The sequence below is a fragment of the Gordonia mangrovi genome (genome assembly GCF_024734075.1).
GTDB lineage: Bacteria > Actinomycetota > Actinomycetes > Mycobacteriales > Mycobacteriaceae > Gordonia > Gordonia mangrovi.
Genome location: NZ_CP102850.1, coordinates 4,569,730 through 4,587,483 on the forward strand (window position 1 = coordinate 4,569,730; position 17,754 = coordinate 4,587,483).

The 17,754-nt window shown below is 69.4% G+C and carries 13 protein-coding genes; 10 read left to right on the forward strand and 3 right to left on the reverse strand.

From position 1 onward, the window contains the following. The first annotated feature begins 25 nt into the window (after positions 1-25). The 3 genes from cobO to NWF22_RS20760 are packed head-to-tail and all read left to right on the forward strand — an operon-like array spanning position 26 to position 3,723. Positions 26-643, forward strand: a complete 618-nt coding sequence (gene cobO, locus NWF22_RS20750; protein ID WP_160902595.1) for a cob(I)yrinic acid a,c-diamide adenosyltransferase — start codon at positions 26-28, stop codon at positions 641-643. A gap of 27 nt (positions 644-670) precedes the next feature. Continuing rightward, the gene (locus tag NWF22_RS20755) at positions 671-2,095 is read left to right on the forward strand and encodes a cobyrinic acid a,c-diamide synthase CobB (RefSeq protein WP_160902594.1); all 1,425 of its coding nucleotides are present in this window, start codon (positions 671-673) and stop codon (positions 2,093-2,095) included. Continuing rightward, a complete protein-coding gene (locus NWF22_RS20760; RefSeq protein ID WP_258321230.1) occupies positions 2,092-3,723 on the forward strand; it encodes a GAF domain-containing sensor histidine kinase in 1,632 nt (543 codons plus the stop codon). The genes NWF22_RS20755 and NWF22_RS20760 overlap by 4 nt, the downstream gene beginning before the upstream one ends. Before the next feature lie 12 nt (positions 3,724-3,735). Here NWF22_RS20760 and NWF22_RS20765 read toward each other — a convergent pair whose 3' ends face one another. Then, on the reverse strand, positions 3,736-4,416 hold the full coding sequence (locus tag NWF22_RS20765; protein WP_160902593.1) for a response regulator: 681 nt from the start codon (positions 4,414-4,416) through the stop codon (positions 3,736-3,738). A gap of 151 nt (positions 4,417-4,567) precedes the next feature. Here NWF22_RS20765 and NWF22_RS20770 point away from each other — a divergent pair, with 151 nt between their 5' ends. The 4 genes from NWF22_RS20770 to NWF22_RS20785 all read left to right on the forward strand — a co-directional run bounded on the left by NWF22_RS20770 (position 4,568) and on the right by NWF22_RS20785 (position 8,843). Beyond that, entirely contained in the window at positions 4,568-5,578 is a 1,011-nt protein-coding gene (locus NWF22_RS20770) for an acyl-ACP desaturase (RefSeq protein WP_160902592.1), read from the forward strand. Continuing rightward, a complete protein-coding gene (locus NWF22_RS20775; RefSeq protein ID WP_160902591.1) occupies positions 5,575-5,853 on the forward strand; it encodes a hypothetical protein in 279 nt (92 codons plus the stop codon). Before NWF22_RS20770 ends, NWF22_RS20775 begins: the two co-directional genes overlap by 4 nt. A gap of 66 nt (positions 5,854-5,919) precedes the next feature. Continuing rightward, a complete protein-coding gene (gene cobA / locus NWF22_RS20780; RefSeq protein WP_160902590.1) occupies positions 5,920-7,206 on the forward strand; it encodes a uroporphyrinogen-III C-methyltransferase in 1,287 nt (428 codons plus the stop codon). 116 nt (positions 7,207-7,322) lie between these two features. After that, a complete protein-coding gene (locus NWF22_RS20785) occupies positions 7,323-8,843 on the forward strand; it encodes a DHA2 family efflux MFS transporter permease subunit (RefSeq protein ID WP_160902589.1) in 1,521 nt (506 codons plus the stop codon). A 28-nt stretch (positions 8,844-8,871) separates the two neighbouring features. Here the strand turns inward: NWF22_RS20785 and NWF22_RS20790 are convergent, their stop codons facing one another. Continuing rightward, a complete protein-coding gene (locus NWF22_RS20790) occupies positions 8,872-11,595 on the reverse strand; it encodes an ATP-binding protein (RefSeq protein ID WP_202398608.1) in 2,724 nt (907 codons plus the stop codon). 107 nt (positions 11,596-11,702) lie between these two features. Between NWF22_RS20790 and NWF22_RS20795 the strand changes: the two genes are divergently transcribed. Both NWF22_RS20795 and NWF22_RS20800 read left to right on the forward strand, forming a co-directional pair. Continuing rightward, positions 11,703-12,794 (forward strand): class I SAM-dependent methyltransferase, encoded by a 1,092-nt coding sequence (locus tag NWF22_RS20795; RefSeq protein ID WP_160902587.1) that lies wholly within the window; start codon positions 11,703-11,705, stop codon positions 12,792-12,794. A gap of 120 nt (positions 12,795-12,914) precedes the next feature. Beyond that, entirely contained in the window at positions 12,915-15,113 is a 2,199-nt protein-coding gene (locus tag NWF22_RS20800) for an alpha/beta hydrolase (RefSeq protein WP_233751175.1), read from the forward strand. Between the two features lie 23 nt (positions 15,114-15,136). Here NWF22_RS20800 and yaaA read toward each other — a convergent pair whose 3' ends face one another. Then, positions 15,137-15,877 carry a peroxide stress protein YaaA gene (gene yaaA, locus NWF22_RS20805; RefSeq protein WP_160902585.1) on the reverse strand — a complete coding sequence of 247 codons (741 nt, stop codon included), beginning with the start codon at positions 15,875-15,877 and terminating at the stop codon, positions 15,137-15,139. A gap of 60 nt (positions 15,878-15,937) precedes the next feature. On the opposite strand from yaaA, the gene NWF22_RS20810 reads away from it, so the two are divergent. After that, the gene (locus NWF22_RS20810) at positions 15,938-17,665 is read left to right on the forward strand and encodes a proline--tRNA ligase (protein WP_160902825.1); all 1,728 of its coding nucleotides are present in this window, start codon (positions 15,938-15,940) and stop codon (positions 17,663-17,665) included. Positions 17,666-17,754: the final 89 nt, after the last annotated feature.

A 17,754-nucleotide genomic window follows, 5' to 3' on the forward strand; every position in this document is an offset into this window, starting at 1 on the left:
CAGACCGCGACCGGCAGGAGGCAGCGTGCCGCAAGGAGTGCCCGACACCATCCCCGACGATGGGCTGACCACCCGACAGCGGCGCAATCTGCCGGTGCTCGCGGTGCACACCGGCGACGGCAAGGGAAAGTCGACCGCGGCCTTCGGCATGGCGATGCGCGCCTGGAACGCCGGCATGCGGGTCGCGGTCTTCCAGTTCGTGAAGAGCGCCAAGTGGCGGGTCGGCGAGGAGAGCGCGCTGACCGCCCTCGGTGACGTGCACGAGCAGACCGGCCGCGGCGGTCCGGTCGAGTGGCACAAGATGGGGCAGGGCTGGTCGTGGTTGCGCGCCAACGCCGACCACGATGCCGACCACGCCGACGCAGCGCGCGCGGGCTGGGCGGAGATCGCCCGGCGCCTCGCCGACGAGCAGCACGATTTCTACGTCCTCGACGAGTTCACCTATCCGCTGCATTGGGGTTGGGTGGACACCGACGCGGTGGTGTCGACCCTGTGCGCGCGGCCCGGGCGTCAGCACGTGGTGATCACCGGCCGCCGCGCGCCGACCGCGTTGCTCGACGCCGCCGACCTGGTCACCGAGATGCACAAGATCGCGCATCCGATGGACGCCGGTCGCAAAGGACAGAAGGGCATCGAATGGTGACCCGGTGCTGAACCGTGGCGGGACCCCATGAGTGCAGTCCCGGCCGTCGTGATCGCCGCGCCCGCCTCGGGCAGTGGCAAGACGACGGTGTCCACCGGACTCATCGGCGCATTGCGAGCCGCGGGACATCGGGTGGCGCCGTTCAAGGTCGGACCCGACTACATCGATCCCGGATACCATGCGGTCGCCGCCGGCACGGTGGGTCGCAACCTCGATCCGAACCTGGTCGGGCCGGATCTCGTGGGACCGCTGTTCGCCGCTGGTTCCGCCGGTGCCGACATCGCAGTCGTCGAAGGCGTGATGGGTCTGTTCGACGGCCGCATCCTGCCCGACCCCGCCGACTCGACCGATCCCGCCGGTTTCGGCTCGACCGCGCATGTGGCGCGACTCATCGGCGCGCCCGTGGTGCTCGTCGTCGACGCGGCCGGTCACAGCCAGTCGCTGGCCGCGTTGTTGCACGGGTTCCTCGGCTACGACCCGTCGATCCGCATCGTCGGCGTGATCCTGAACCGGGTCGGCTCCGATCGCCACGAATCCGTGCTGCGGCAGGCGTGTGGGCGGGTCGGACTCGCGGTGCTCGGTGTGCTGCGCAGAGATCCCGGACTGCAGGTGCCCTCACGGCACCTCGGCCTCATCCCGGCGGCCGAACGACGCGCCGACGCGGTGCGGGCGGTGGCCGCGATGACCGCCACTCTCGGTGCGGCACTGGACATTCCCGCAATCGTGGCGTCGGCGCAGAGCAGTCGTCGGACCGCGGTGACGCCGTGGTCGGCCGACGACGCGGTGGCCCCCCACCGCCAGGATCCGGTTGCCGGCGCGCGTCCGCGGGTGGCCGTCGCCGGCGGGGCGGCGTTCACCTTCGGTTACGCCGAGCACCGTGAACTGCTGACCGCCGCCGGCGCCGAGGTCGTCGGGTTCGATCCGCTCGGCGATCCGCTCCCGCCGGACACCGACGCGGTGGTGATCGGCGGCGGGTTCCCGGAGGAGCACGCGGAGGCGCTGTCGGCGAATGAACCGCTGCGCACCGGGCTCGCGGAGCACGCCCGCTCCGGGCGCCCGATCGTTGCCGAATGTGCCGGATTGCTCTATCTCGCACGCGAACTCGACGGATATCCGATGGCCGGGGTGCTCGACGTGGTCGGTCGGTTCGGGCCGACGCTGACGCTGGGCTATCGCGACGCGGTGGCGGTCACGGATTCCGTCGCGTTCGCCGCCGGTGCACGGGTGACCGGCCACGAATTCCATCGCTCGACCGTCGTGGCCGGGGTGCGGGCACCCGATCCGGCGTGGGCGTGGCGCGACCCTGTCGGCCACCCGTCGACGCACGGGTTCGCCTCCGACGCGGTCCACGCGTCCTATCTGCACGTGCATCCGGCCGGCTCACCCGAGGCGGTCGTGCGGTTGGTGGAACACGCCCGGTCGCGTGCCGAATGTGAAGAGCGGGCCGGGTGAATCGCGGGCTGAGCGAGGCGCTCGACGCGCTGGCACGGCACGGCGTCGATGACCCGGCGGTGCTCAGCGACCTGCTCGAGGCGGTGCTCGTCGTCGGTCGCGGCCTGGACCTCGATCGCGCGTTGCAACGCATCGTCGACGTCGCGTCGCAGGTCGTCGGCGCCCGCTACGGCGCGCTCGGCGTCCGGGGTCCCGACGGCGGCCTCAGCGCCTTCGTCTACACCGGGATCACCCCGGCCCAGCGATCGCAGATGGATCATCTGCCGGTGGGTCGGGGAGTGCTCGGCCTGCTCATCGAGGAGCCGCAGGTGTTGCGGATTCCGGCGCTCGGTGATCACCCGGCATCGGTCGGTTTCCCGGCCGGCCACCCGCCGATGTCCACGTTTCTGGGCGCTCCGATCATCATCCGCGGCTCGGTCTTCGGCAGCATCTACCTCACCGAGAAACGATCGGCTCCGGAGTTCACCGAGATCGACGAGACGTTGGTGGCGGTACTGGCGGTGGCCGCCGGTGTCGCCGTGGACAACGCCCGGCTGTTCGAGCAGGCCCGCACGCGCCACCGCTGGATGCAGGTCATCGCCCGTCGCGGTTCGGAACCGATGGCGGGTATCGCGCTCGAGGACACCCTGTCGCGGCTGTGCGACGACGTTCGTGAACTCGCCGACGCCGTCGACGTCTACCTGCTGACCGGTGTTCCCGGCGGGGTGGCGGTGCCCGGGCACACCGGGGGAGCGGTCCCGGCCGGTGACCTCGGGGTGGCCGCGTTCCCGACGCGGACCGTGGTGCCCGCGAACGAGATCGGTTCGGAACTCATTCGGCGCAATGCGCAGTGGGTGACCGTGCAGCCGCTTCAGCGGGCTTCCGGGACCTTCGGTCGGCTCGTGATCACCCACGCGGACCGACCACGATGGGACGACGAGGACGCGGCGGGTCTGGCCGGCGTCGCCGAGGTGGCCTCGCTCGCGGTGGCCTATGCCGAACAACAGCAGGTGGCCCGCGATCTCGAGGTTCTCGAGGATCGTCATCGAATCGCGCGTGATCTGCACGATCACGTCATCCAGCGCCTGTTCGCCATCGGCATGTCGGTGCAGACGATGCTGGCCGGCTCCGACGCCGACGACACCTCCCGCGCCCGGATGGAACAGGTGGTGGCCGACCTGGACCGCACCATCGCCCAGATCCGCACGTCCATCTTCGATCTACAGACGATCCCGGGCCACCACGACACCGCGACCCTGCGTCGGCGCGTCCTCGACATCGTGTCCGAACTCGCCACACAGGCACCCATCGCGCCGGGCGTCGCATTCGCCGGGCCCGTCGACACGGTGGTCCCCGAACGACTCGCTCCGCACATCGATGCCGTTCTGCGCGAAGGACTGTCGAATGCGCTGCGGCACGCGAACGCCGACCACATCGACGTGTCGGTGACCGCCGACGATGATGTGCTCACCGTCGAGATCAGCGACGACGGGATCGGCATCGGAGCCGACGTCGTCTATCGAGGACTCGACAACCTGACACGTCGCGCCGAGGACTGTGACGGTGTGTTCGAGGTGGCGACGGCGTCGGGCGGTGCGGCCGGCCGGGGCGGCACCACCCTCACCTGGACGGTGCCGCTCACCGGCTGAGCCCTGGTCGCGTCAGGGCGTCCGGCCGTCACGCAGCTTGGTCGCCATGACCGCCACCTGGGTGCGGCGTTGCATATCCAACTTGGTCAGAATGCGCGAGACGTAGTTCTTGATCGTCTTCTCCGCCAGATACATGCGCTCGGCGATCTGCCGATTCGTGAGTCCGTCGCCGATCAGGTTGAACACCTCCCGCTCCTGATGCGTCAGGTCCGCGAGGGGATCCTGGGCGGGGGCGTTGCCGGTGCGGAGTTTGGTCAGCAGGGCCGCGGTGCTGCGGTCGTCGAGCAGTGAGCCGCCGGCGCCGACGGTGCGGACCGCCTCGATGAGGTTGTGGCCGAGGATCTGCTTGAGCACGAAACCGGAGGCTCCGGCGAGGACCGCCGCCAACAGTGCGTCGTCGTCGGCGTAGCTGGTCAGCATCAGGCACGCGATCGACGATTCGGCGGCCCGGATGTCGCGGCAGAGTTCCACGCCACTGCCGTCGGGGAGGCGGACGTCGAGGACCGCCACATCGGGGACCGCGGCGAGAATGCCGACCTTCGCCTCACCCACCGACGCCGCCTCACCGATCACCTCGAGGTCGGGCGCGGTGCTCAACAGATCGCGCAGTCCGCGACGCACCAGTTCGTGGTCGTCGACCAGGTACACGCGCGTCGGCTGGGCGGCGTCTTCTGTCGGGACCTCGGCAGGCATGGTGTGACGGTACCGCAGCGCCCTGAGTGCAGCAGTCGGGCGATCCGGCGACCAGCGACTCATCACAAACGGGACTTTCGGCCCACGAGACGCCCGGGGCGACCGAGCATCGTGGATCGCGACGTCATATCCGTGCGACACGAGGAGAGCGATGACCAGCCTGATCGACCCACCCGCGGTGACCGACAACCGGATGTCCGGGTCGGACCTGCTCCGCGAGTTGCTGCCGGTGTGTGAGACCGAGGTCGACCGGCACATGAAGATGACCAAGGACTGGCATCCGCATGACTACGTGCCGTGGGACGACGGCCGCAACTTCGCCGCGCTCGGCGGTGTGGACTGGGATCCGTCCCAGTCGCAGCTGTCGGAGACCGCCAAGGCCGCGATGATCACCAACCTGCTCACCGAAGACAATCTGCCGTCGTATCACCGCGTCATCGCCGAGAACTTCAGCCTCGACGACGCGTGGGGCTTCTGGGTGGGCCGTTGGACCGCCGAGGAGATGCGGCATTCGGTCGTGATGCGCGACTACCTGGTGGTGACCCGCGGTGTGGATCCGGTGGAGTTGGAGAACATCCGGATGGCGCACATGACCCACGGTTTCAACCCGCTGCCGGAGGACGACGGTCAGCGCGACCACAGCTTCGACATGCTCTACGCGGTCAGCTATGTCAGCTTCCAGGAACTCGCGACGCGCGTGTCGCACCGCAACACCGGCAAGGCGTGCGGGGACCCGATCGCCGACCGCATGCTGCAGCGAGTGGCCGCCGACGAGAACCTGCACATGCTCTTCTACCGCAACATCGTCGCCGGAGCGCTCGACCTGGTGCCGGACCAGACCATGGCCGCGATCTACGGCATCGTCGCCAACTTCCAGATGCCCGGCGCGACGATGCCCAACTTCCGGCGCAACGCCGTGCTCATCGCCAAGGGCGGGATCTACGACCTGCCGCAGCATCTCTCCGAGGTGGTGATGCCGGTGCTGCGCAAGTGGCGGATCTTCGAACGCGACGATTTCGGTCCGCTCGGAGAGCACTATCGCGACCTGCTCGGACAATTCCTCGAACAGATGGACGTGAAGGTCCGCAAGTTCGAGGAATCGCGGGAACGGGCGCTACTCCGGCAGCGCGCACGCGGTGTCGATTCGGCGACGCGGTCATGACCGTCATCGACCAGACCGGCGCCTCGACGTTTGACGCCGCACCCGACGCACCGATCACCGGCTTCGACACCGCCATCGCCATGGCCGAGGCGGCCAGCTGCGGCAATGTGAGCTGGTGGAACACGATCCGCAGCCACGCCGACGACCCGGCCGCCGGGGAGTACGCCACGTCGGTCCTGCTCGCGCAGCTGCTGGTGTCGACGGCCCATCGTCTGGGCATCCCGGTCGCCGACGTGTGGGAGCGCACCCGGCGCACCGGTCGACTTCCGGACTGAGTGCGGCCGGGCCTCTCGACCGGCACCGGCACGCGACGCGTCGAGGGGTCGGTAGGCTCGTGGGTCATGTCCTCAGGCGTGTCCGACGGTGAAGAACGTGCCCGTCCCGCAACCGAAGCGTCCCCGTCCGCACAATCACCGACCGATGACCCACGTGGTCACTACCTGGTCGGTCTCGACCTGGCCGGGCGCCGCGTGGTGGTCGTGGGCGGCGGGTCGGTGGCCCAGCGCCGATTGCCGAATCTCATCGCCGCCGGCGCCGACATCCATGTGATCGCGCTCGACCCCACCCCGGCGGTCGAGTCCACGGTCGGTATCTCGGTGTCGCATCGGGCCTATCAGGACGGTGATCTCGACGGGGCCTGGTACGTGATGGCCTGCACCGATGACCCTGCGGTCAACGCGCAGGTGGTTGCCGACGCCGAGGCCCGACACACCTTCTGTGTCCGCGCCGACGACGCGCGCTACGGCACGGCGGTGACCCCCGCGTCCGGACGGCACCGGGATCTGCAGTTCGGGGTGCTCGCCGGTGGTGACCACCGGATGTCGGCGGCCCTGCGTGCCGCGATCGGTCGGGCGCTGGCCGAGGGATCGCTGCGGGTCGACGACGACGCGCCGCACGCCCCGGGAGTGGCGCTGGTCGGCGGTGGCCCCGGCGACCCCGACCTGATCACCGTGCGCGGCCAGAAGCTGTTGGCTCAGGCCGACGTCGTCGTCGCCGACCGGTTGGCGCCACCGCAGTTGCTCGCCGAACTCGGCCCGCAGGTGGAGATCATCGACGCGGCGAAGGTGCCCTACGGCCGCGCGATGAAGCAGGACGCGATCAACGCCGTCCTGGTGGAGCGCGCGCAGGCGGGCAAGTTCGTGGTGCGGCTCAAGGGTGGCGATCCCTATGTGTACGGTCGCGGTTTCGAAGAGGTGCAGGCCTGCGTCGAGGCCGGCGTGCCGGTGACGGTGGTGCCCGGCATCAGCAGCCCGATCGCCGCGCCGGCCTCGGCCGGTATCCCGGTCACCCATCGTGGGGTGACCCATGAGGTGGTCATCGCCTCGGGTCACGTCGCCCCGGATCATCCCGATTCGCTGATCGACTGGCCGTCGATCGCGAGATTGCGCGGGACATTGGTGTTGATGATGGCGGTCGAGCGGGTCGACGTGTTCGCCGATGCCCTGCTGGCCGGTGGCAAGCCGCCCGCGACGCCGGTGGCGATGATCGAGAACGGATCCTTGCCGACGCAGCGGGTTCTGCGTAGCGATCTCGAGCATGCCGCGGCCACCGCCGACGAGCAGGGGCTGCGGCCGCCGGCGATCGTCGTCATCGGCGAGGTCGCCGGATTCACGGACTTGGCGATGTGACATCAGGGACCGTGACACCAATGGTGTGACGCCCGAAACGCCGGCCGCGCACCAGAGCCGGAACTGCCCAACGGGGATTGGCATATTCGGGTCGCCGGACGGTACCGTCGACCTTTATGTCAGCCCCCGAGACGTCGAGCCCCGTGCACGCCGCCGTGCCGGCCTATCGCAACGTCTTCGGGCCCGCGATCCTGGTGCTGAGCGGGATGCAGCTGCTGATGGTGCTCGACGGCACCGTGGCGGCCCTCGCACTACCCAGGATCCGCGACGCGCTGGCGCTCTCGGAGTCCGGCGCCAACTGGATCATCAGCAGCTACGTTCTCGCGTTCGGCGGACTCATGCTGCTGGGCGGACGCCTGGGCGACGCGTTCGGGCGCAAACGCATGTTCGTCGTCGGCGTGGTGGCCTTCACGGTCACCTCGCTGCTGTGCGGCATCGCCTGGAACGAGGCGAGCCTGATCATCGGACGAGCCCTACAGGGGGCGTCGGCCGCGATCGCCGCCCCGACCGCGATGGCGTTGGTCGCGACGACGTTCGCGCCCGGAAAAGCGCGCAGCCAGGCGTTCGCCATCTACGCCGCGATGACCGGTGTGGGTTCGGTCGCCGGGCTCATCCTGGGTGGCGTCCTCACGCAGGTGTCGTGGCGCCTGGTGTTCTTGATCAACGTCCCGATCGGGGCGCTCGTCGCGGTCGGCGCGATCGCGGTATTGCGTGAGTCGCAGGGAGAGCGGCTGTCGTTGGACATCCCCGGTGCGATCCTCGGGACACTCGGCTGCACGCTGTTGGTGCTGGCGGTCAACGAGGGACCCGACGGGTGGGCGCGTCCACTGGTCGTGGGGTCGTTCATTCTCGGCGGTCTGGCCTTGATCGCGTTCGTCATCGTCGAACGGCAGGCCGCGAACCCGATCCTGCCGTTCGTCCTGTTCGACAACCGCAGCCGCGTCGCTGCCCTGGTCGCCATCTTCCTCGCCAGCATGATCATGATGTGTATGGCGGTGTTCATCTCGCTGTACCTGCAGGGGATTCTGAAATACTCACCGATCCAGAGCGGGATGGCCGTGGTGCCGTTCGCGTTCGGGTTGGGTATCGCGGCCGCCATCGCGTCGAAACTCGCGCTGATCATCCAGCCGCGCTGGCTGGTGCTGGTCGGCGGCACCATCATCCTGGCCGGCTGCCTCTACGCATCGTCGATCGCCACCGGCAGCCCCGGATACTTCCCGAGCATCGCGCTGCCCGTGGTGGTGATCGGTTTCGGTGTCGGATTCGCCGTCATCCCGCTCACGCTGTCGGTGGTCGCCGGTGTCGGCCCCACCGAGATCGGCCCACTCACCGCGCTGGCCCAGGTCGCACAGAACCTCGGTGGCGCGATCGGACTGGTGGCCGTGGGAGCCGCGGTCACCTCCCGGGCCTTGTCCGAAGGCGGAACCACCGAGCCGGTGGAACGGATGAACCCGACCGAGCTCGCCGCGCAGGCCAGCGGTTACGGGCTCGCCTTCGCCTGCTGCGCCGGTATCGCGGTGCTCGCTGCCGTCGTGGTGCTGTTCATGCGGTTCACCCCGGCGGAAGTCGCGGAAGGCCAGGCGGCGCAGGAAGCGGCGAATGCCAATCTCGACGTCGACGACCACGGCGCACACTGACGGCCGCGCACTCACTCGAGCCGAGTCCTCACCTCGTGGATGACACGATCTCGGCGAGCTCGCCACGCGAGCGGATGCCGAGTTTCCGGTAGACCTTGCGCAGGTGGTATTCGACGGTTTTCGGACTAAGGAACAAGGCCGCGGCGGCCTCCCGGGTGGTGCGCCCGTCGGAGAGCAGCAGCGCCACCTGCAATTCCTGCGGCGTGAGCGCCGCGACACCGCCGAGGGGGCGGGTCGTCACCCGCTCTCCGGTGAGGTCGAGTTCGGTGGCCGCGCGGTCGGCCCACGGTTCGGCGCCGAGTTCGGTGAAGATCGACAGCGCACGACGCAGATGCCCGCGGGCCTCCACACGGCGGGCGGCCCGGCGCAGGCGCTCGCCATAGGCGAGCTCGGTCCGGGCGGTCTCGAAGGTGTCCGGGGTGTTGTGATGCAACGCCAGTGCCTCGGTGAAGGGCTGGTCGAAATCATCGGCGACCAGCGCGCACGCCCTGCGCGCGCGGGCCCGCGACCACGGCCGGCCTTTGGCGTCGGCGACGGCCAGGAAGCGCCCGGCCATGGTGGCCGCCTCCTCGGAGCGGCCGAGACGCAGAAGGGTTTCGACCAGATCCGGACGCGGCGAGAGGTCGGGGTCGCCCACGGACCGTTCGGCCAGCATCTGGTCCACCGCGAGCTGCCGACGCATCGTCTCGTCCGCGTCGTCGCCGCACACGGCGAGGTCGGCGAGCGCGAGCAGGGCCCAGATCTCCGCGGTGCGGATCTCCCGATCACGGCCCAAGGTGATCGCCTCGTGCGCGTGGGACCGGCAGTCGATCGCCTGCCCGGTGTGTGACTGCAGCCAGGCCAGGCCGGCCAGATTCATGGCCAGCTCGGTGGTCTGCCCGGTATCGCGGGCCAGGCGGATCCCCTCGGTGTAGTCCGCGGCGGCCCGCCGCCAGGAATCGGAGGTCGCACCATCCCGGGCCACCTGGAACAACAGGCCCGGCAAGACGCCCACTCCGGCTCGCGTGCGGGCCTGTTCGATCCGTTCGCGCAGGACGCGCCCGGTGTCGGCGTCACGGAGAAACAGCGGGGCGTACAGCAGCCACGACACGCTGTCCTCGTCATCGCGGAGATCCGGGCTGTCGGTCAACAACGGCATGGCGTCCTGCAACTCGGTGATGCCACCGGTACCCGCCAACACCTGGGCCATGCCGGACGCGACCGTTCCCATCGCCCGCGCGCGGGTGGTGGTGGCCGCGGCGACCGCCGCACCCAGGGGCGCCACGAGTCGGCGCGCCACCGCACCGTCGGCCAGGAAGGCGCTTGCGTGCACCGCCTCGGCCAGTAGCCGAGCCCGCAGATCCGCCGATTCGCTGGCCATCGCCGCCTGTTCCAGCAGGGTGATGCCCACTCGCAGCGAACCACTGCGCGCCGCGATCACTGCCCGCAGCTCGAGCGCCGGCAGCGGCGTCGCGTGTCCGGGCGACCCGTCCGGCCGGTCGAGGTCCAACTCGTCGAGCAGGGCAAGCGCACGTGCACTGAGTCCGGCCGACCAGGCGCTCGCGGCCGCGGTCAGCAAGCGGTCGGTGGCGTCGGCCGAGTCCGGACTCAGCCGGGCGGCACGCTCGTAGGCGGCCGACGCCACCGCCCACGCGGACCGCTCCGCGGCCCGCTCGCCGGCACTGTGCAGCAGCGCCGCGGCTTCGGCATCGGGCGCCCACAGTGCCTCGGCGAGGTGCCACGCCCGACGGTCGACGTCTTCGTCAGGAAGGGCGGCGGCCACTGCGGCGTGCACGGTTCGGCGCCGCTGCGGTGGCGAGTCGCGATAGACGGCCGAGCGCAACAGCGGGTGTCGGAAGGTGATCTCACCGCCGACCACCTGGGCGAGGCCGGCGTCGGCAGCGCAGGCGAGCTGCGCGACGTCCAGTTCCAGCGCGGTGCAGACCTGTCCGGTGAGCCGGAGATCACCGTTGCAGACCACCGCGACGAGCAGCACCGAGCGCGCGGTCTCGTCAAGGGGACGGAGTCGGCGGACGAACGCGTCGACCAGGTGAGCCGACAGCGCGGCCGGGACACCTGACGGTGGTGGGGGAAGGGCTTCAGGACTCTCGGCGAGTTCGGCGACGGCCAGCGGATTTCCGTCGGTCAGTTCGTACAGGCGCAGCACCCAGTCCTCGTTCACCGGCGTCGTCAGAAGGTCGTCGACGAGGCCACGGACCCCGGCCAGGTCGAGTCCGGTCAGGTGCAGGGTGTCCACGCCGGACACCAGATCGTCCACCTCCCCCTCCCGGCCGGCCACCAGGACCGCGATCGGGTCCGCACTGAGTCGGCGGGCCGCGAACAGCAGGGCGTCCACCGACGGTGCGTCGATCAGTTGCAGATCGTCGAGCAACACCGCGACCGGGCCATTGTCGGCGTAGCGGCACAACAGGCTCAGCGTGGCCGCGCCGATCGCGAAGCGGTCACCGGCCCCGCCCTCCTCGAGCGCGAGTGCCGAGGCGAGCGCGCGGGCCTGCGGTGCGGCGATGGTGTCGAGCAGGTCGAGCGTCGGTCGCAGCACGGTGAGCAACGCCGCGAACGGGACCTCGCGTTCGGGTTCGGTGCCGGTGGCCCGCAAGACCCGGAAGCCGTCGAGCCGACTCTCCGTCCACCCCAGCAGTGCGGTCTTGCCGACGCCCGGCTCGCCGGTGAGCGCGAGCACACCGCTGGTGCCGATCCGAGCGGCCGACACCAGCCGATCGATCACCTGTTGCTCGTGTTCGCGGCCTATCACCAACCACCCAGTCTAGGTCCCGATGCACGACCAGGGGGGTCACCGGACGCGGTCGGGCACCCGGGCTTCGTAGGTTCGAGAAACCATCGATCCAGAGGAGAACAGACATGACCACGACAGACGACTCGACCGGCACGATCGCCGAGATCGACCCCGACGCACTCATGCAGTTCGTGTTCCGGGCGGTGGGCGAGGTGGGTGCCACCCTGAACACCGCTCTCGTGGTGGCGGGCGACAAGCTCGGCTACTACCGCGACCTCGCCGCCCACGGTCCGAGTACCCCAGCCGGGCTCGCCGAGCGAACCGGCACCGGCGAGCCCTACGCGCGCGAGTGGCTCAACGCCCAGGCGGCGGGAGGCTTCGTCACCTACGACCCGGACACCGCGACCTACACGCTGCCGGCCGAGCACGCCGTCGCCCTCACCGACGAGAGCAGCCCCGCATTCCTGCCCGGGCTCTTCCAGATCGCGCTCGGCACCGTGCACGACACGTCCGACGTGATCGCGGCCGCCCGCGACGGCGCCGGTGTCGGCTGGCACGAACACAACACCGACGTCCACCACGGGTGCGAGCGATTCTTCCGGCCCAGCTACCACGCGTACCTCGTCACCGAATGGCTGCCCGCGCTGACCGGGGTGGTCGACCGACTCACCTCGGGTACCACTGTCGCCGACGTGGGATGCGGGCACGGCGCGTCCACCATCCTGATGGCCCAGACCTTTCCCGCCTCGACGTTCGTCGGCATCGACTATCACCCCCAGTCGATCGCGATCGCCCGCGACCGTGCCGAGGAGGCCGGCGTCGGTGATCGGGTGCGCTTCGAGGTCGCCGCGGCCGACAAGTTCACCGGTCGCGATTATGGCCTGGTGACGATGTTCGACTGCCTGCACGACATGGGCGATCCGGTCGGCGCGGCGACGCATGTGCGGGAGGCCCTGGCCGCAGATGGCACCTGGATGGTCGTCGAACCACTCTCCGGAGATCATGTCGAGGACAACCTGAACCCGGTCGGGCGCGCCTATTACGGATTCTCGACCCTGCTGTGCACACCGGCATCGCTGTCACAGGACGTCGGGCTCGCGCTCGGCACCCAGGCCGGACCCGCCCGAATCCGAGCGGTCACCACCGCAGCGGGGTTCACCCGGTTCGACCGGGTCGCGCAGACGCCGTTCCACCAGGTGTTCGAGGTCAGGCCGTGACCCGGAGGCCGTGACGTCCGGGCCGCACGGGTGGACACTGAGAAGACGGCGAACACGACGAACGCGACATCGCTCTGGTGCGACGAGAGATCGGAAGCGATGCCGGCAGGAGGTGGGACGATGTCGATGCAGGCAGGAGATTGTCCTCCGGCCGGGCATCCGCCCGGAGTGGCCCGGCATCGTCCTCGCCCCGCCGACCGGACGGGGACGGTGGATCGCGGCGGTGTCCGGCTGGCCTACGACGTCTTCGAGGCCGACCGTCCCACCGTCCTGCTGATGCCCACCTGGTCGATCATCGATTCGCGCGTGTGGAAGTTCCAGGTGCCCTACCTGGCCCGGCACTACCGCGTGGTGACCTTCGATGGCCGGGGGTCGGGACGGTCCGACCGGCCGGCCGGCGCCGCGGCCTACGCCGATACCGAGTTCGCCGCGGACGCCATCGCGGTGATGAATGCCACCGGCACCGATCAGGCTTTGCTGGTGGGCTTCTCGTGCGGGGTGGCGTGGTCGCTGCACGTGGCCGCGGACCAACCCGACCGGGTCACCGGCATCGTCGCGATCGGCGCGTCGTGCGGGCTCTACGATCTGCCTCCGGAGCTGCGGTTCTCCGTCCGCGGGGAACGTGGCGAACCGGTGCGGGGATGGGCGAGGTACAACGAGCACTACTGGCGCGAGGGTGGGTTGCCGGATTACATCCGGTTCTTCGCGCGGTCGGTATACCACGAGCCCCACTCCACCAAGCAGCGGGAAGATTTCGTCGCCTGGGCCGCCGACAACACCCCGGACGGACTCGCCGACACCGTCGCGGGCCGACTCGGCCTGCACGGGTCCACCGCGACTGCGCTCGAGCCGCTCTGCGCGGGGGTGAGCTGTCCGGTGCTCGTGGTGCACGGCAGCGAGGACCGGATTCGTCCACCGGAGTTCGGCCGGGTGGTGGCCGAGCTGACCGGGGGATCGTTGGAGGTGCTCGACGGCGTCGGGCACGGGGTGCCGAACCGTGAGCCGGTCCGCACCAACCACCTGATCCGCGAGTTCGCCGACCGGCTGCAGCCGCCGCAGCGAACTGCCGCCCCCACCACGTGGACACGTTCGCGACAGCGTCCCCGCCGCGCGCTGTACCTGTCCTCACCGATCGGGCTGGGCCACGTGCGGCGGGACCTCGCGATCGCCACGGAGATGCGTGCGCGTCACCCGGACCTGCAGATCGATTGGCTGGCCCAGGACCCGGTCACTCGGGTCCTCCGGGCTGCCGGCGAAACGGTGCACCCGGCCTCGCGATGGCTGGCCAGCGAGTCACGCCACATCGAGGACGAGTGCGCCGACCACGACCTCAACGCATTTCAGGCGATCCGTCGGATGGACGAGACGCTGGTGCAGAACTTCATGGTGTTCGACGAGGTCGCCACCGAGACGCCCTACGACGTGGTGATCGGGGACGAGGCGTGGGATGTCGACTACTTCATGCACGAGAATCCTGAACTCAAGCGGTTCTCGTTCGCGTGGCTGACCGACTTCGTCGGCTGGTTGCCGATGGCCTCGGGCGGGGAGGACGAGGCGGCCCTGACCGCCGACTACAACGCCGAGATGATCGAGCAGCGCGCACGGTACCGGCGGATGCGTGACCGGTCGATCTTCGTGGGCAACCCCGATGACGTGGTGGATGCATCGTTCGGCCCCGGGCTGCCGGGGATCCGGGAGTGGACGGTGCAGAACTTCGATTTCTCCGGCTACGTCTCGGGTTTCACGCCTCCGGCCGAGGAGGAGTCGGCACGGCTGCGGGCAGACCTGGGTCTGGGTGCCGATGACCTGCTCTGTGTGGTCACCGTCGGCGGCTCGGGAGTCGGCACGACGCTGCTGAAACGGGTGATCGAGGCGGTGCCGTGCGCCCGCCGCCTGGCCCCCGCACTGCACTTTCTGGTGGTGTGCGGGCCGCGGATCGATCCCGACACGCTCCTCCGGCACCCGGAGAAGGGCAACCCCGGTCTACGCATTCGCGGCTATCTGCCGAACCTGCATCGCTACCTCGCCGCCTGCGACCTCGCCGTCGTCCAGGGTGGTCTGACCACCTGCATGGAACTGACCGCAACCGGCCGGCCGTTCATCTACGTGCCGCTGCGCAACCACTTCGAGCAGAACTTCCACGTTCCACACCGCCTGGACCGCTATGGGGCGGGCCGATGCATGTCGTATGAGGATGCGTGCGAACCCGAACTCCTGGCCGCGGCGATCGTCGAGACCGCGCATGCGCAGGTCCGCTACCGTCCGGTGGAGACCGACGGGGCGGCCCGCGCCGCCGATCTGATCGCCGACCTGCTTTGACGCGCCTCCGACCTGGCGCGCTCTCAGTCGGTCAGTACGACGATCTGGTCCGGGGCGGCGATCTCGACCCGCTGCCCCGCATCGGCCAACACCGCGGCCAGCGCGTTGATGTCGCGAACGTTTCGCCGGGTGCGGACGAACTCCCGGGCCATCCGCCCCTTGTAGTGCTTGTTGAAGTGGCTCACCACTTTTCGTGATCCGTCCGGGCCCTCGGTCACCACCGTCGCGGTCACCGCTCCGCGCACCGGACCCAGTTGCTGATAGACACCCGAGCGGAGGTCGACGACGAAATCGTCGACGGCGTCGAGGCTGTTCGAGAGTTCCGGTTTCCATATCGACGCCAGCGTCGGCATCCCGGGCAACTTGGAACCACCGGACAACCGGTACGCCGGGATCATGTCGCCGGCCCGGACCACGCCGAACAGCGCCGATCCGATGGCGAGCCGCTCGGTCGCCTTGGTCTTCTGGGCATGTGTCATGCCGGCATGGTCGAGGGCGTCATACAGCACGCCGGTGTAGCGCTCGATCGCCGGCCGGGTGGGCGCGAGCCACAGGTCGGCGTTGCGGTCCACCTCCGCCAGTTGGGTCCGGCCCAACCCGAGTGCGGTGCGGCTGGCGTCGAGATCGGCGGCGAGTTCCACGAGCGACTCGGCGATGCGTTTGCGGATGGGATTGAGCTCCGGAAACGCCAGGGTGTCCATGTCGAGGGGGGCGCCCCGGCCGCCGTCGGATTTGGTCTCGGAGGGAGGCAGGATGACGAGCACCGCAACACCATAACGAGCCTCAGCATGGCACGTCTAAGCTGGTCACCTGTGATCACTCGCATGTCGACGCTGTTCCTGCGCACTCTCCGTGACGATCCTGCCGACGCGGAGGTCCCCAGCCACAAGCTCCTCGTCCGGGCCGGCTATGTCCGCCGTGCAGCACCCGGCGTCTACAGCTGGTTGCCGCTGGGTCTGCGTGTGTTGCGTGCCGTCGAGCAGGTGGTCCGCGAAGAGATGGACGCGATCGGCGCCCAGGAGATCCTGCTCCCGGCGTTGCTGCCGCGCGATCCCTACGAGTCCACCGGGCGATGGACCGAATACGGCGACAACCTGTTCCGACTCAAGGACCGCAAGGGTGCCGACATGTTGCTCGGACCCACGCACGAGGAACTGTTCGCACAGCTGGTGAAGGGGGAGTACTCCTCCTACAAGGACCTGCCGGTGATCCTGTATCAGGTGCAGACGAAGTACCGCGACGAGGAGCGCCCGCGTGCCGGCATTCTGCGAGGCCGCGAATTCGTGATGAAGGACGCCTACTCGTTCGACCTCGACGACGAGGGTCTGAAGAAGGCCTACAACGCCCATCGTGAGGCGTATCAGCAGATCTTCCGGCGCCTCGAGGTCGACTATGTGATCGTCGCGGCAACGTCCGGGGCGATGGGCGGCAGCGCCTCGGAGGAGTTCCTCGCCGAGAGCGAGGTGGGCGAGGACACCTTCGTTCGGTGCGTCGAATCCGGCTACGCCGCCAACGTGGAAGCGGTGATCACCCCAGCACCCGAGCCGATCCCGTTCGACGGTCTGCCGGAGGCGCAGGTCCACGACACCCCGAACACCCCGACCATCGACACCCTCGTGCAGTGGGCCAACGACACCTTGGACGGCACCTTCGGTGGCCACGACACGCTGAAGAACGTGATGGTCAAGGTGCGTCAGCCGGGCGGCGACTGGGAGATCACCGGGATCGGTGTCCCCGGCGACCGCGAAGTCGACATGAAGCGACTCGAGGCATCGCTCGAGCCCGCCGAGATCGAGGTGCTGACCGAGGAGGACTTTGCCGCGAATCCGTTCCTGGTGAAGGGATACATCGGTCCGCGCGGCCTCGCCGCCAACGGCGTTCGCTACCTCGTCGACCCGCGGGTCGTCGACGGAACCTCCTGGATCACCGGTGCCGACGAACCCGGCCGACATGTGGTGAACCTCGTCGCCGGACGCGACTTCACCCCGGACGGCACCATCGAGGCGGCCGAGGTCCGCGACGGCGACCCGTCCCCAGACGGCAAGGGTTCATTGGTGTCGGCCAAGGGCATCGAGATCGGTCACATCTTCCAGCTCGGCCAGAAGTACACCGACGCCTTCGAGGTCGACGTGCTGGGCGAGAGCGGCAAGCCGGTGCGCCTCACCATGGGCTCCTACGGCGTCGGTGTCTCACGACTGGTCGCCGTGATCGCCGAGCAGTGCCACGACGAGAAGGGTCTGCGGTGGCCGCGGTCGGTCGCGCCGTATTCGGTCCACCTCGTCATCGCCAACAAGGACGAGGCCGCCATCGCGGGCGCCCATCAGCTGGCCGACGACCTCGACGCAGCCGGACTGTCGGTGCTGCTCGATGACCGCAAGGCATCACCCGGTGTCAAGTTCAAGGACGCCGAACTACTCGGCATGCCCGTCGTGGTGGTGGTCGGTCGTGGATATGCCAACGGCACCATCGAGATCCGGGATCGCTTCACCGGTGAGGCCACCGAGGTGCCTGTCGACGACGCGGTGGCACGGGTGACGGACGCCGCGCGGTAGGTGGTCGGCGTGGTCGCCGGGTCAGGTGATCGCCGACGACGGATCGATCCGCGCACGCGATCGGCGTCCGCGCACGTCGCGACATGCGC